14 protein-coding genes are annotated in these 14,886 nt (G+C 71.2%); 5 read left to right on the plus strand and 9 right to left on the minus strand.

Features of this window, described 5'->3' with window-relative positions:
- Nucleotides 1-170: 170 nt before the first annotated feature.
- A complete protein-coding gene (locus tag O7631_RS21165; protein WP_278145828.1) occupies nucleotides 171-1,052 on the minus strand; it encodes a hypothetical protein in 882 nt (293 codons plus the stop codon).
- A 192-nt stretch (nucleotides 1,053-1,244) separates the two neighbouring features.
- Nucleotides 1,245-3,869, minus strand: coding sequence for a rifamycin-inactivating phosphotransferase (gene rph / locus O7631_RS21170; protein WP_278145829.1), 2,625 nt, complete (start codon nucleotides 3,867-3,869; stop codon nucleotides 1,245-1,247).
- A 254-nt stretch (nucleotides 3,870-4,123) separates the two neighbouring features.
- On the opposite strand from rph, the gene O7631_RS21175 reads away from it, so the two are divergent.
- Nucleotides 4,124-4,567, plus strand: a complete 444-nt coding sequence (locus O7631_RS21175) for a DUF5990 family protein (RefSeq protein WP_278145830.1) — start codon at nucleotides 4,124-4,126, stop codon at nucleotides 4,565-4,567.
- Nucleotide 4,568: 1 nt separating this feature from the next.
- Here the strand turns inward: O7631_RS21175 and O7631_RS21180 are convergent, their stop codons facing one another.
- The gene (locus tag O7631_RS21180) at nucleotides 4,569-5,660 is read right to left on the minus strand and encodes a winged helix DNA-binding domain-containing protein (RefSeq protein ID WP_278145831.1); all 1,092 of its coding nucleotides are present in this window, start codon (nucleotides 5,658-5,660) and stop codon (nucleotides 4,569-4,571) included.
- Nucleotides 5,661-5,681: 21 nt separating this feature from the next.
- A complete protein-coding gene (locus O7631_RS21185) occupies nucleotides 5,682-6,392 on the minus strand; it encodes a carbonic anhydrase (protein WP_278145833.1) in 711 nt (236 codons plus the stop codon).
- Between the two features lie 258 nt (nucleotides 6,393-6,650).
- Between O7631_RS21185 and O7631_RS21190 the strand changes: the two genes are divergently transcribed.
- Nucleotides 6,651-6,848, plus strand: a complete 198-nt coding sequence (locus O7631_RS21190; protein ID WP_278145834.1) for a hypothetical protein — start codon at nucleotides 6,651-6,653, stop codon at nucleotides 6,846-6,848.
- 8 nt (nucleotides 6,849-6,856) lie between these two features.
- Here O7631_RS21190 and O7631_RS21195 read toward each other — a convergent pair whose 3' ends face one another.
- Nucleotides 6,857-7,540, minus strand: coding sequence for a DUF4396 domain-containing protein (locus tag O7631_RS21195; RefSeq protein WP_278145835.1), 684 nt, complete (start codon nucleotides 7,538-7,540; stop codon nucleotides 6,857-6,859).
- A 209-nt stretch (nucleotides 7,541-7,749) separates the two neighbouring features.
- Between O7631_RS21195 and O7631_RS21200 the strand changes: the two genes are divergently transcribed.
- From O7631_RS21200 to O7631_RS21210, 3 genes are all read left to right on the plus strand, one after another.
- Nucleotides 7,750-8,388, plus strand: coding sequence for a HEAT repeat domain-containing protein (locus tag O7631_RS21200; RefSeq protein ID WP_278147981.1), 639 nt, complete (start codon nucleotides 7,750-7,752; stop codon nucleotides 8,386-8,388).
- A gap of 3 nt (nucleotides 8,389-8,391) precedes the next feature.
- Complete coding sequence (locus O7631_RS21205) at nucleotides 8,392-9,393, plus strand: HEAT repeat domain-containing protein (RefSeq protein ID WP_278145836.1); 1,002 nt, start codon at nucleotides 8,392-8,394, stop codon at nucleotides 9,391-9,393.
- Between the two features lie 136 nt (nucleotides 9,394-9,529).
- Nucleotides 9,530-10,519, plus strand: coding sequence for a hypothetical protein (locus O7631_RS21210; protein ID WP_278145837.1), 990 nt, complete (start codon nucleotides 9,530-9,532; stop codon nucleotides 10,517-10,519).
- Between the two features lie 60 nt (nucleotides 10,520-10,579).
- Here O7631_RS21210 and O7631_RS21215 read toward each other — a convergent pair whose 3' ends face one another.
- The 4 genes from O7631_RS21215 to O7631_RS21230 all read right to left on the minus strand — a co-directional run bounded on the left by O7631_RS21215 (nucleotide 10,580) and on the right by O7631_RS21230 (nucleotide 14,800).
- Complete coding sequence (locus O7631_RS21215; RefSeq protein WP_278147982.1) at nucleotides 10,580-12,628, minus strand: glycogen debranching N-terminal domain-containing protein; 2,049 nt, start codon at nucleotides 12,626-12,628, stop codon at nucleotides 10,580-10,582.
- A 12-nt stretch (nucleotides 12,629-12,640) separates the two neighbouring features.
- Complete coding sequence (locus O7631_RS21220) at nucleotides 12,641-13,015, minus strand: SCP2 sterol-binding domain-containing protein (protein ID WP_278145838.1); 375 nt, start codon at nucleotides 13,013-13,015, stop codon at nucleotides 12,641-12,643.
- Nucleotides 13,016-13,083: 68 nt separating this feature from the next.
- Nucleotides 13,084-14,286: a sialidase family protein gene (locus tag O7631_RS21225; protein WP_278145839.1), complete on the minus strand. Its 1,203-nt coding sequence runs from the start codon at nucleotides 14,284-14,286 to the stop codon at nucleotides 13,084-13,086.
- Nucleotides 14,273-14,800: a sigma-70 family RNA polymerase sigma factor gene (locus O7631_RS21230; RefSeq protein WP_278145840.1), complete on the minus strand. Its 528-nt coding sequence runs from the start codon at nucleotides 14,798-14,800 to the stop codon at nucleotides 14,273-14,275. The genes O7631_RS21225 and O7631_RS21230 overlap by 14 nt, the downstream gene beginning before the upstream one ends.
- Nucleotides 14,801-14,886: the final 86 nt, after the last annotated feature.

A 14,886-nucleotide genomic window follows, 5' to 3' on the forward strand; every position in this document is an offset into this window, starting at 1 on the left:
ATGTGGGCTCGCGTTAGCCGTTAGGTCGGCGAGCGACGGACGCCGTGAAATGTGATTCAATCGACTGCGGAATATCGGTAATGTGCGGCCGGCAGGGCATTCTGCTCGGCGTTGCCCGCCGAAATCCACCAGGCGGCCGGAGCGCTCGGCGCGGACGTGGACTACCGCGCCTACGAAGCACGTCCCTGGATGCAGTCTGGTGTGCCGCCGCGGTCGGCGTCCGTCGCCGCCGACCCTCGGGTCACGAGACTGAACAGGCTTCGTTGCAGCGGGGTCGGTCGCAGTTGGCACGGACTGGCCTTGGCGATGACGTCGGCGCTGACGTGTTCCACCACAGGAGGATGGTCGGCGGTGATGACCGTGGCGTAGTCCTCGCTGCTGCCCACGAGCAGAACGCTGCGTTGCCCTTCGCCGTCGTCGATGTTGAGACGGACGAGCCCGTCGAGGAGCCGACCCACAGTTATCCGCTGAAGGTAGTCACCGTCCGGGGTCGAGGCGAACCTCTGCGTCCTGCTGGTGACGACGGCGGTGGTGATGATGACCGTCAGCAGCGCGATGAGCGCGACGGCCAGGGCTCGGAAGCGTCGTCTCCTGGTGGCGACTGCGGCGAACGCGAGACTCAGCAGGCCCAGCTGCGGTGCGACGTAGTTCAGCGGGATGAAGAAGGAGAGCGTCGCGCCGACGGCGATTGCGGTCCAGCCCGCTTGGCGAGTCGTCCAGGAGGTCCACCGGTGCAGACCGAGGTACGTCAACGCTGCGCCCACCAGCGGCAGCACCAGTGGAATCAGTGCCACGGCCAGGATGACCGGGTTGCCCTGCTGGAGCAGTGCGTGGAGCACCGCTGGTTGATCCAGCATGCCGAAGGTGAGCACGATGATCAACGGCGGTACGAGGGCGCCGATCGTGGGCAGCAGGTCGCTGGGCCACGTCGGCTCGGCCGGCGCGTTGACCTGGGACGTCCGCCAGGTGTCGCCTCTGCGGGTGATGACCAGGTGCTCGATGTGCACCCCGCTCTGGCGGCCTGCCCCCGCGCTGTCCTGCCGAACGCGCATCTGATGACTGAGTCGCCGGGGCACGTGGGGCACGACCGGCAGCGTAGGAGGCGGAGGCAACCTGACGCAGCCCGACGGACTTCGACCTGGCGGCCGCAGAACGTCAGAGTCGGGCGACGGCCACCCGGGTGGCCTCGGCGATGAGAGCGTCGTCGGGAGTGGCGTCCATGGTGGCTCCCCGGGTGCCGTCGGTCAGGGCAGGATCTCGACGTACCCGTCGCTGCCGTGCACGCGGATCCGCTGCCCGTCGCGGATCAGCCGGGTGGCGTCGAGGACGCTGACGACAGCCGGCAGGCCGTACTCCCGGGCGATCACCGCGCCGTGCGTCATCAACCCGCCGACCTCCGTCACCAGGCCGGCGATGCCGACGAACAGGGGAGTCCAGCTGGGGTCCGTGTGGGCCGTGACGAGGATGTCGCCGGCTTCGAGATCGGCCTGGGCCATGTCCAGGATGACGCGGGCGCGTCCCTCGACGGTCCCGGCTGACACCGGCACACCGATCAGAGCACCGGCCGGCACGTCGTCACGTCGGTAGGCCCCGGTGAGGACCTCGCCGTCCGAGGTCATCACCCGGGGAGGCGTCAGTGCCTGGTACGACCGGAACTCGTCCCGGCGCTGCCGGATCAGCTCGTGGTCCACCTGGCGCGAGCGCGTGGCCTCGCGGAACTCCTGGAACGTGAGGTAGAAGACGTCCTCCCGCTCGCTGAGGACGCCGGCCCGCACGAGGCGTTCGGCCTCGTCGAGCAGGGCCTGCTTGTAGACGAAGTAGCGGCTGACGATGCCGTACTTCGGGAACTCCCGGTAGCCGACGAAGGTCCGCACCCGTTCGATCATCCGCTCGGTCTCGTCGGCCTTCCGCTCCCCGTCCGGCAGCGCCCGCAGACGCGTCAGCACCTCCTGCGCCTTCTCGCGCGCCTGCCGCTGCCCCTGCGCGAAGCGCCTCCTGGCGGCACCGGGCTCGAAGAGTCGGACGTTGTCGAGGATCACCGGCACGAGTGTGCTGGGGCGTTCGCTCCACCGTGGCCTGGTGATGTCGATCTCCCCGATGCAGCGCATGCCGTACCGGTCGAGGTACGCCTCAATGGCGTCGCGCGCGACGGCCCCGCCCGGGATTGTCGGTAGCTCGTCGAGGAAGCCGTCGTCCTCGACGCCGCGCAGGAACGCCACCACCTCCGGATACGGACGGATCGCATCGGCGACGTCCAGCAACGCCAGTCCCATCTCCGAGGTGATGTTGCCGGGAGCGGACAGGGTGAGGGTGTCCGCGGCGTTCTTCTCGCCCAGCCACTCGTACAGCCGGTCGTTGAGCCACCAGGTGGCCTCCATGCCGGCCATGATCGCCTGCATGGTCAGGGGCTCGGCGAGGATCCGCTTGTGTTCCTCGAAGGCCTCCAGCAGGAAGTCGAACAGCGCCGTACCGCTCACCGTCGCGATGTCCCGCCGCAGGGCGGCGACGGACGCCTCGTTGCGCTCGACCAGCTCGGTCACGATGGCCGGGTCGGTCTCGATCGACGTGCCGCCGTTCGGCAGCCTGGCGGGACCACCCTCGCCCACGGGCGTCGTCGGGACGAAGCCCGGGCGGTCGAGGAGCGTCTGCAACGCGTCCCTCATGAGCGGATCGGACTTCCCGACCATCTCCAGGAACCCGGCCCGGCCCGGGGAGGCCAGCAGCCCGATGGCGTCGACGAACAACCTGCCGCCGGCCTCCAGCATTGGCGCCATGGCCGTCAACTGCCACATGGACAGCCCCAGCGGCCTCATGGCGTCGGTCATCATCTGCTGGTGACCGACCGAGAGGTAGACGTGGTTCTCCTGGTCACCGGCCGGGGGCACGGGGAACAGCGTGGTGATCGGCCGGCTCTGCACGATCAGGAAGTCGTCGTCGACCCGGCACCATTCGATGTCCTGCGGGCGGCCGACGTGAGCCTCGATTCGTCGTCCGAGCCGCACCAGCCGCACGACCTGTGCCTCGGTCAACGCCGGCTGCTCCTGCCGCTGCGGGTCGATCGCCACCTCCCGCGTACCGCCGCCCGACACGGCGACGACGGCACGCTGTTTGGCGGCCACCGCCCTGGTGACGACCTCGCCGTCGCGCACCGTGAAGACGTCCGGGTTCACCAGGCCGGACACCAGGGCCTCGCCGAGGCCGAAGCTGGCGTCCACCGTCGCGACCCTCCGGTCGCCCGAGACCGGGTCGGCGGTGAACAGGATGCCGGCGGCGTCCGGAAAAACCATCTGCTGTACGACGACAGCCATCTGCACCGCACGGTGGTCGACGCCGTTGCGCAGCCGGTAGACGACGGCCCGCTCGGTGAACAGCGACGCCCAGCACCGGCTGACGTGCCGCAGGATCTCCTCCGGCCCCACGACGTTCAGGTAGGTGTCCTGCTGACCCGCGAAGGAGGCCGTGGGGGAGTCCTCCGCCGTCGCGCTGGACCGGACGGCGTAGGCCGTCTCCTCGCCGAACCCGGCGAGCGCGCCGGTGATCGCGGCCGCCAGGTCGCCCGGGATCGGGGTCTCCTCGATGCTCCGGCGGATCTCCGCGCTGAGCGCGCCGACCGCCTCCCGGTCGTCCGGGCCGAGGCGGGAGAGCTGGTCGAGCAGCTCGTCGATCGGCGGGGTCTGCGCCATGACCCGCCGGAAGGCGGTCGTCGTGACGCAGAACCCGGCCGGTACGCGGACTCCGTCGATGCGCGACAGCACGCCCAGGTGCGCGGCCTTGCCTCCGACGACCGCCACCTGCGTCTCGTCAACCTCCCGGAGGTCCACCAGCGGTGCGAGGTCGCTGCGGCCCTCGTCCATCGACAACACACCCATGTCGTGCCCCCCGTTGCGTCCTGATGCTGGTCCGGCCGCAGATTCTGCGCCAGGACCGGGGTCTTGCCGCAAGCCCCCAGGTGCGATATACGTTAGAAGTGGCAGGGAGAGTTATCTCCTTGCCTTTACTTTTTGCCCGCTCGGGCGGTGCGGTGACCCGCCCGACCGCCGCACACTTCGGCCGGCCTCGTCAGGCCGACACCGCCACCACCGACCGGCGCGCCCGCACCGGTCGAGGAACGAGAATCGCCAGCATGCGGATCCGGATCGACGGCACCGACCTGCCCGGTCGCCGTACCGGTGCGGAGGCCGACGCGCTGCGGCGGGGCAACGTGCACGTCGGCGTCCAACGCAAGGCCGAGGTGGTCGATCTGGTGCCGGCCGACGCCGCCGACGCCACCTGGCACGTCGAGGTGTCCAGCTGCGAGGTCGACGGGATGCTCGACGTCGGCGGCCCGTGGGTGCACGGCCGCCCCGGTGCGCGATTTCTGTACCTGAGCTGGGGCGCGGTGACCGAGGACGGCTTTGCGATGTTCCGACGAGCGAAGCTGATGTTCACCGACGTCCCGACCGAACTGCTGCGCGCCGCACACGAGGGCGGCGGGGTGCTGGTCGGCCGGGTCGGGCTGACCGACGCCGCCGGCGGGCCGCTCTGCGCTCGGGTGCGGCCTCCCGCCGTCGCCTGGACGGTGCGGTGATCTAGCCGGCGATGTCGACGCCGGCCAGGGAGACGGCCCGGTGCGCGGCGAGGCGTTCGGCCTGGGCGGTGACGGCGTCGCGCGTCGCGCCGGAGAGCCGCTGCCAGGGATGCACGCCGACCGTGAGCGTCCTGCCGGATTTGCGCGGGCGCCAGGTGCCCACCAGCTCGCCGTCGACCAGGACGGCACCGGGGCGACCCAGCACCGGCCACAACTCCTTGGCGTGGGCGGCGTCCGGCACCAGCGTCGCCCGGTCCTTCGCCTGCAGGAACAGGTCGTACGGGCCGAGGAGGCGGGTGCCCGTGCCGTCGGCCGACTCCAGCGCCGGTGCGTCGGCGGCCAGCAGTGAGCGCACCTCACCGTCGACAGTCACCTCGACCACGTCGTCGGGCCAGCGCGCCTTCACGTCCCTGACCGGGGCGTCGAGATAGTCGGCCACCTGTTTCGGGGTGGCCGGGCCGAGCAGGCGAAGGTACGCGCGGATGAGGTCGAAACGGTCGCTCGGAGCGGATGCTTTCCGGAACCCGGCGATGCGCCGCAGGATCGGCGGTGAGGTGTCGAGTTGGAGTTCCAGGCCGGCCCGCACGGCGGCGAGCCGGAACGGCATCTCGTAGAGGTGGGTGGCGTCGCACGGCCGGCAGGACCGCAGGTACGGCGCGGGCAGCATCGTGGCCAGGCGGCCGGACACGTCCCCCTTGACCGTCGGCCTGGTGACGACGTCCCGCATGCGGGCGGCCACCTCGTCGAGGGCCGCGAGGTTGCCGATGCCAGCGGCCTTCAAGGGTCGGGACGCGTCGTAGATGCGCTTGCCGGCGTCCGCGTCGGTGAAGGGTTCGACAGCGGCCGCCACCTTGCCGACGTCGGCCCGACGGTAGAGGTGCGGGGCACCCCGCACGGTCCAGAGCAGGACCACCTCCGTGTCGGACAACGCGGTCACGTCGACCCCGCGCACCGCCAGCGCCCACCGGGCACCGTCCGGCCCGGTGTTCTGCACCCCGATGTCCAGCACGGCGGTGTCGGCGAGCGCGCCCGCGCCCCGGGTGAGCTGCTGGGCGCGGACGCGGAAGTTCAACACCTGGTGCCGATCGACCATGACTGAACCCTAAGGCCCTCGTCAGGCCAGCAGCGAAACCCGCCCGTTGTCCAGGTCGTAGCGGGCGCCCACGACGCGCAGCGCGCCCTGGTGCACCTTCTCCGAGATGATCGAGCTGCGGGCGCTGAGCGCTGCCACCTGGGCGACGATGTTGGCGCGGACCCCGTTCTCCACCGGGTCTCCGGGCTGGTCGAGGACCGGCTCGACGACCGGGCGTAGGGCGTCCACGATCGTGCCGATGTGCCCGGGAGCGGTGCCGCCGCTGTGGATGGCGTCGATGGTGGCGGTGATCGCGCCGCAGCGCTCGTGGCCGAGGACGACGATCAGCAGGCTGCCGAACTCCTCCACGGCGAACTCGATGCTGCCCAACAGCAGGTCGTCGACGATGTTGCCGGCCACCCGGTTGTCGAACAGGTCGCCCAGCCCCTGGTCGAAGAGGACCTCGGGGGCCACCCGGGAGTCCGCGCAGCCGACGGTGACGGCGAACGGGTGTTGTCCGGCGGCGAGACGGTGCAGGTCCGCCAGACCCTGGTGCGGGTGCCGGCCGTGCCCGGAGGTGAACCGCCGGTTGCCGGCCCGCAGCCGCCGCAGCGCCTCGGCCGGAGTGTCGACCGGGTCCTCCGCCGGCGTGGCAGCGGCTGCCGACGGGCTGGCGGTGGCTGCGCCGAGCGCGACGGCGGCGGCGCCACCGGCGGTCAGCAGCGAACGGCGGGACAGGTGCGAACGCGCCACGGTCAACTCCCTTGAGGTGAGGCCAACTCGCTCCTTCCTATCAGGCCGCCGTCCACACAGGTGGAATGCGCGGTGATCGATAGATCACAGTGCTTCCCACGCCCTCGGCCGGGCTGACGTCCCCGGTCCCGGGGAGGCGGGTCCCTAGGCGGAGTCCTGGCGCTCGGTCTCATCAGCGACTGGGGGGTGACCTTCCCCCGGTGGGTGCCGTGGTTACGTGGGCGCCGGGTGCCTCGATGGCTTCCCCTCACGCCGACGGTGCTGGGATCCGCACTGATGATCGGCTACTCGGTGACCCTGCCGTGGCAGTTCGCGGCCGACCTGCCGGACAGTAGTTCTGCGGACATCTTCACCCCGACGGGCGTGCTGGTCGGTCTTCCGCTGCTGCTGGCCTGGACTGTCGCGTTGCCACTGGCCGGATGGTCCTACTACCGCCGGACCCGGCTGCCACGCTGACCGGCCGGCTACTCCGCTCGACCGGCACTTCGGTCGAGCTGCCAGGAGGCGACCGGCCACGCCGCGACGAAGCCGGCGATCAGCCCCAGCTGGCCGGCGAACCAGAAGACCGGGCTGTCCGGTCGCAGCGGCGGTTCGGGGAAGACGACGTGGTGCGCGAGCGTCAGCCACGCGAACAGCGCCAGCTCGAACGCGGTGATGGTCAGCAGTTCGACAGTCACCACGCTTGACAGGGCACGCCAGATCTTGGTGACTCCGCGACCGGGTCCTCCGACGTACCGGAAGAGGACAGCGATCGTCACGGCCGCCAGGTAGTCGCCGACGTAGTCGACCCACAGCGTCTCCTGGGCCGGGTCGACCCTGAGGGCGAACAGGGCGACCTCGGCGACGACGAAGCCCAGCGCGCAGTGCGCGCCGCAACGGGACACCTGCGTGACGACGAGTCCCCGCCGGGGCCCGCGGACCTGGTCGCCGTGCCGTCGTCGGGCGAAGACCTCGGCCCTGCCCCAGTTCCAGTAGAGCCGGACGGCCGCCGGGCCGATGTAGAGGACGGTCACCGGCCAGACGATCTCCATGACCCGCACCGGCTGACGGTGCCCGCGCAGGTAGGTGTCGGCGACCACGATCGCGAAGCTGACGAACCCCGCCGCGAGCGCGGCCCAGGACAGCACCAGCAGCCAGGTTGGTGGCATCCTCGCCCCTTCCGCACCTGGGCGCCGATCCGCCGCCCGCAGCCGGACGGGCAGGACGATCGAGGACACCTCGGAGTGTGGCACGCCGTGTCGGCCCGCACTGCGGAAAGGCGCAGGCGAGGATCGCTTGACCTTGACACAGTGACAAGGTCTGCACTGGGTCCGAGGAGGTGAGTTCGATGACCGGTCCGCACCAGGACACGAACACCATGAGGGCTCTCCAGGGGCTGAAACACACCGACGCGTCGGTGCGGCTGCGCGCGGCCCTGGCCGTCGGCACGACCCCGGACCCACGAGGCGTCGACCCGCTCGTCGCGCGGTGCGCGGTCGAGCCCGACTTCTCCGTACGCGAAATGCTCACCTGGGCCCTGACCCGCCACCCGGCGGCGCAGACGGTTCCCAGGCTGCTCGGCGAACTCGGCTCGGAGCGCGCGCAGGCCCGCAGTCAGGCGCTGCACACCCTGTCCAAGATCGGTGACCGGAGGGCGTGGCCGGCGATCACGCCGGCGCTGCTCACCGACGCCGACGACGAGGTGGCCCGCAGCGCCTGGCGGGCGGCGGTCGCAGTGGTCCCCGACGGTGCGACGGCCGATTTGGCCGCAGTGCTGTCGACGCAGTTGGGGCGGGGCAACCGGGAGACACGGTTGAGCTTGAGCCGAGCGCTGATCGCGCTCGGCGAGGTGATCATCCCGATCCTGCGGGCCGCGGTGGCCGATCCCGACCCTCAGGTACGCGCGCACGCGACCGCCACCCAGCGGCTGTGGGAGGACCCGGACGCCGGTTTCGAGTACGCGACCGACGAGGCTATCCGTGTGGTGGCGCTCGGCCCGGCGGCGACGAGCGGGTGACCGGTGCTGATCGGTGAGGTGGCACGGCGGTCCGGGGTGAGCGCGCGCATGCTCCGGCACTACGACTCGCTCGGGCTGGTCCGACCGACCGGCCGGACCAGCACGGGCTACCGCGAGTACACCGCCGCGGACATCCGGCTGATCTTCCAGGTCGAGAGTTTGCGGACGCTGGGGCTGTCGCTGCGCGACGTCCGGCGGGCGCTCGACGACCCCGGGTTCGCTCCCTCGGCCCTCGTCGACGACCTCATCCGCCAGACGCGGGACCGCATCGCGGGCGAGATGGAGTTACTGAACCGGCTGCGTCGGATCGGTGCGGCGGACCCGGCCGACTGGGCGGACGTCCTGGAGACCGTCGCCCTGCTGCGCGGGTTGGGTTCGGAGAGCGCCGGCCGGCGTCAGCGTGCCGCCCTGCACTCGGCGGAAAAGGTTCCGGTGGAGGCCCTGGTCGAGGCGGTGCTCGGCGAGGCCGACCCGCACGTTGCCGGTGCCCTGCGCTGGGCGCTGGCGCAGTCCGGCGACAGCGGGCTGGCCCTGCTGGCGGAAGGGCTCCGATCGCCGGACGCGGCGGTACGCGGACGGGCCGTCGAGACCGTCGTCGAGATCCCGGACACTGCGGCGACCGACCTGCTGCGCGACGCCCTCACCCACTCCGACGTCGTGGTCCGCCAGCACGCGGCTCTGGCGCTCGGCGCGCGGGGCGTGCCCGACGCCGTTGCGACACTCGTCGACATGGTCGTGGAGGAGGCCCACGACGTCGACGCCGCCGACGCGTTGAGCGCGTTGGCCGGCGACAGCGCGTTGGCGGACCAGATCACGAGCGCGCTCGTCGACCGCCTCGCGCACGAGTCGGTGCGACAGTCGGCGCGTCGGCGGTTGACCCAGGCGCTCGCGGACATCCCCGGGCCGGCCGCCTCCCGCGCCCTCGCCGAGCTGACCCGGGACCAGGACCGGGTCGTCGCCATGACGGCGACGTACGTCCTCGGGCTGCGCGACAGCGACGGCTGACGGACAGTGTCCACCCACAGTGGAGGCCGGCGGACGGAATCCCGACGTTGCGGATGCGATGCCCCTCCCATGGTCCAGCCTGGTAGTCGACTCGCCACCGCGGGTGACCGTGCACAAGGGACTGTGGAGGTTCGGCATGCTGTTCATCGCCGAGGACAAGGCGACGTACCCCGATGGCCAGATCCCCAACCTGGAGGACGACGGGAAAGCCTACGGCGAGATCGCCGAGCGGATCGAAACGCTGCTGCCGGAAGGCTTCGAGGGCGACGCGCTCGGGCAGTTGGTCACCTGGTCGGCGACCAGGTTCGGCGACGACAAGCGCTTCGACACCTGGGTCGACGCCGTCAAGGCCGCCACCGACTACGCCCGGAAGGGGTTCGCCAGCGGCCCCGACCAGCGGCAGCGGGACCAGGCCCTCGACGGCGCTGTGCTGACGAAGCTCGACACGGCGCTGGCGAGCACCGGGCGTACCGACGACAAGCAGGTGAAACTGCGCGACAAGAGCCGTCGGTGGGCCAACTGCGGCCTCGCCGCGTACCAGATCCGTGAGCAGTTGAAAGCCAAGGGCGGCGAACTCGCCGGCAAGCCGGCGGAGACCTTCGGCGCGGGTGAGGGTGACGATCTCAGGAAGGCACTGCTCGTCAAGCCCGCCAGTGCCAAGACCGTCCTGCTGCTGGACTGTCAGTTCCCTCAGGTCCACAACTTCATCATCGAGGTGCACAACGACGGGTCGCGCTATCTCGCCCAGGGCTACCAGGGCGCGTACTTCGCGCACTGGTGGCTCGGGCTGGACGACACCTACGCCGGCACGGCGGGCGCCGACATCCTCGCGCTGCGCGATCGGTACGGGCGGGGCCGGCCGATCAGCACCGAGGACTACGCGAGCCTGGTCGACAGGCTGGTCACGGCGATCTCCTCCACCTGGCCGCAGGTCGCGGAGCAGTGGCGCACGCTGCCCTTCAACCCCGACCGGCAGGAGGTGGACGGCATCAAGGGGCGCTCCGGCTCGCCGACCTTCGTGGTGGAGGCGTTCCAGGTGTGCAACCCGGAGGCGGCGCGCGCGGCCCTCGGCGGCGGTGACAGGTCTCTCAGCGAACTGGCGACCAGGGGGCTGTCCACCGACTGACCGACGCATGACCGGGCGCGACCGGAGGTGGTCCCCGGTTGCGCCCGCCCGTCGTCGTCGCTACGACGGGGGGTGATCGGGGCGGTGGCGGGCGAAGGCGTCGGCCTTGCCCCAACGGCCGGGGACGTCCAGCAGCGCCATCCGACCGAAGGCGTGCGGCAGCGCGGGGTCCACGGCCAGGTGGTCCTCGTGCGGGTTGAGGCCCAGCATGGTGCGGATGAGCAGCATGCACGCCCCGCTGGACCACGCCTGCGGGCTGCCGGCGGTGGGGTACCGGACCGGGTAGCGGGTGGTGGCGCGGTCGAACCCGCCGAACGCCTCGGGCAGCCGCCCCTGAAAGTAGGTGGCCGCGGAGAGGATGCTCTCGGCGATGCGGCCCGCCTCGCTGGTGAAGCCGTACCGGCGCAGACCCCAGGCGATGAACGAGTTGTCGAACGGCCAGACCGTGCCGTTGTGGTAGCCGAGCGGGTTGTACCGGCGCTGCCCCTCGGCGAAGGTCCGCACCCCCCAACCGGAGAAGAGCGCCGGACCCATCAGGTGCTCGACGATCCTCGGGGCCCTCTCCGGCGGCACGATGCCGCTCCACAGGAGATGCCCGATGTTGGAGGACAGACTGTCGACGGGAGTGCCGTCGTGGTCCAGCGCGAGGGCGTAGAAGCCGCGTTCCTCCATCCAGAAGTCCCGGTTGAAGCGGTCGTACAGGGCCGCCGCCTCCTGCTCCAGCCGATCGGCGAAGGCCGGGTCGCCCCAGACGGTACGTGCCAGCCGCGCGCCTCTTATCTTGGCGTCGTAGGCGTACCCCTGGGTTTCGCAGGTGGCCCTCGGGAAGCCCGGCAGCCGCCCGTCGGCGTAGGAGATGCTGTCCCAGGAGTCCTTCCAGCACTGGTTGTCCAGGCCGGTCGCACGGTTGCGCCGCTCGTACCAGATGTAACCGGTGGAGGTCAGGTCCGCGTACCTGTCGATCCAGGTCAGCGCGGCGCGCGCCTCCTGCTCCAGCTCCAGCGCCAGAGCGGTGTCGCCGCTCCACCGCTCGTACTCGTCGAGCAGCACCACGAACAGCGGCGACGCGTCCACAGTGCCGTAGTAGGGGGAGTGCGGCTGCTCCTCGAACGCGGCCGACTCGCCGTAGCGCAGCTCGTGCAGGATCCGGCCCGGATCCTCCTCCAGCACGTCGTCGCGCCGAGCGCCCTGGAGCGACGCCAGGATCCGCAGCGTCGGCGGGGTCAGCGACGGTGTCACGGCCAGGGTCTGCAAGCAGGTCAGCAGGCTGTCACGGCCGAACAGGGTCATGAACCAGGGCAGCCCGGCCGCCGGCACTGTCGCGCCACCCAACGACAGCGGGGCGAAGCGCAGCGCGGCCAGGTCCACCAGGCTGCGGGTGTACACCTGTTGGAGCGCGACGCTCTCGGTGTCCAACGTCGGGGCCGCCGCGACCCAGGCCCGCAGACTGGCCGGCAGGGTGGTCTCGTCCGGGCGCTGCGCCCGCAGGGCGGAGCGCAGGTCGACGCCGTCCGGGCGCAGCGCCCGCATCGCCGCCTGCAGGCGCGTCGACCACTGCTCTCCGGGGCCGAGCTGGACCGTGAACCGGAGGCCGTCCGGGTCGTACTCGGCGGGTTCGGTGGCGGAGACGACCACCTGACGGTGGTACGTGGACCGCCGGTACCCCAGGCGCAGATCGTTCGGCCCGACCTCGGTGTAGTACGTGCCGGCCTTGTCGCTGACGTCGAACTTGATCTCGAAGATGTCGGCGAAGTCGGCCGCCACCTCGAGGCGGATGTCGAGTTCCATCTCCCGCTCGCCGTAGTTGAAGATCGTCAACGACTCGGTGAGGTCCGGGCCGATCCGCCTGCGACGGATGGCCGAAAGGTCGGCCTGCACGTAGTCCACCGCCGCCCCCGGCACCACGAAGAACGTGACCTCGTAGTACTGGCTGTCGTCCACCGACAGCGCGGTCATGCACTCGCCGTTGACGTAGAGCATCCAGCGGGACAGGAAGCGGGTGTCGGCGGCGAACAGCCCGACCGGAGCGGCGGGGGAGGACTCCACGTCGCCACTGGCGTCGGACACCATGAAGGTGTTCCCGTCGATGCACGCCACAGTGCCCTGGATGTCCTGCATCGGTCACCGGCCGCCGTCCGGACCGTCGTTACCGGCGGCGTGCTCCGGCGGCTCCGGCTCCCGCGGGAACAGGCGCCCGATCCGCAACGCCAGGCCGAGGTCACCGTCGACCAAAATCTCGCCCCGGGTGATCGCCGCCAGCCCGTTCACCTCGCCACGGGCCATCGCGTCCGCGACCTGCGCCGAAACCATGATCACGGTGGTGGCCGGCGCGCCGCTCCTCGTCACCCGCATCCGGCCGTGATCGATGTCGAGGAGCCACTGGTCCACACGGTCCCCGTCCCGGATGTCGAAGCGCACACTCCCACAGACCTTGCTGAACCGCGGGTCCTGGCCGGCGACTGTCAACCGGTCGAAAAAGGCGCTGGTCGCCGTCATCCCACCTCCCCGGCCGCTGGCAGAAGCCCGGGTGCCTACCCGGTGTGGGCCGCTGTTAACTCCTCAGGTCAGGGTTTCAGCGCGAAGCGGCTCCAGGAGGTCGCGTCAGTGGTGACGAGGACGTGGTCGGGTTCGGCCGTTGGCCCGTCGCGCCCGTAGAGCCAGGCGAACCCGGGTGCCACACTGGCCGCCATGACGGAGGGGCCGTACTCCCGGGCGACGGTGAAATGTCTCCCGTCGTCCCGGCTGACCAGGAGCCGCGCGAGCCGGTCGGGCTCGGTGCTATCGCCCGTGGATATCGCGAGCAGGGAGCCGTCCGACCCCACCGTGAGGTCCCACGTCCACGGCAGGCTGACGCCGACATCCGTCCAGGTCTTCGCGCCGTCAGTGGTGCGCAGCAGGCGCAGGCCACCGCTCGCTGTCGCGGGTGGGTTGATCAGCGCGTACCCCTCCCGGTCGTCGAGCCCGACCACCGCGGCGACATTGACGTCGTCACCCACCTCCCAGGCGGTCCAGGTCGCGCCTCCGTCGGCGCTGCGGGCGAGCGTCGCCCCCGACCCCATCTGGTACGCCGCCCAGATGGAACCGTCGGCGGCCGGGTAGAGGCTCTGCAGGGGACGCCACGAGGGCATCTTCGCGGTGAGCCGGTACACGGTTCCGCTCGCCGGATCCACAGCTAGCGGCTCGGCCAGTGGGCGACACCCGAAGCCGCAGAAGACCGGCCGGGCCGTCGCCGGGAAGGCGGGCACGGCGACGATCGCGGAGTTCGCGTCCCGCCAGGTCCGGCCGAAGTCGGTGGAGAGGTGCAGCGTCCCGGCGTCGCTCACCAGGTAGGACCGGTCACCGAGCACGGCGACCTCGTTGCGACCGGACGGCGTGCCGCTGGCGGCGTTGGCCGTGCACCTGGTGCCCTGGAACCGGGCCGCGTCCCAGGCCGACCAGGTCCGGCCACGGTCACCCGTGTACGCGAAGCGCATGACGCAGCTGTCCTCCGACACGTCGACGTCGACCCCGGAGTCCGGCCCGGTCAGCGTGAACATGTCCCCCTCCGTGCGCGACGGCTCCGCGGGGACCACCGGATCGGGCCGGTCCGCCCCGGTCACCAGAGGCACGACAGTCAGCCCGGCCAGGGCGACGAGTGCGGCCGTCCCCATCGCGACCGACCGGCGACGGCGGAACCGGGCGGTGGACCGCAACTCGTCGAGGGGTGGCGGCGAGACAGCCTCGGTGAGGGTGTCCACGTCGAACCCGGAGAACTCACGACCGCGCATCGATCCTCCCCGTCTCGGTGTCGTCGGTGGCGGTGTCGTCGGTGTCGGCGAGCAGCGCCGCCAGGGCGGTCCGCCCCCGGGACAGCCGGGACTTCACCGTGCCGGCCGACACGCCCAGCGTGTCGGCGATCTCGTCCACCGGCAGGTCGACGAGGTAGTGCAGCGCCAGGGCGTGCCGCTGCCCCTCCGGCAGTTCCCGCAACGCCCCGAGCAGGGCGAGGTGCTCGGGAGAGTGGTCGGCGACGTTCGGCGGTGGACCGATCCGGCGCAGCAGCCCGTCGAGCACCCGACGGCGGCGAAACCGGCTGCGCGCCCAGTTCACGGCGACCCGCCGCAACCACGCCTCCGGGTTCTCCAACGCGGCGAAACGCCGTGGCGACACCAGCGCCCGGGTGAACGCCTCCTGCACCGCCTCCTGCGCCTCGCTGAGGTCACCGGTCACCGCGTACAGCTGGACCACCAGGCGCCGGAAACAACTGGCGTACAGCTCGGAGATCAGATCGCCGTCGGACACCGTCACCTCCCTTCTCACCACTCCCACCAACGGGCCGGGAAGAAGGTTCCGGTGGCCGGCCAAGTTATGTCGGCCGGCCACCGGAT

It is taken from the genome of Micromonospora sp. WMMD967, from assembly GCF_029626165.1.
Lineage (GTDB): Bacteria > Actinomycetota > Actinomycetes > Mycobacteriales > Micromonosporaceae > Micromonospora > Micromonospora taraxaci.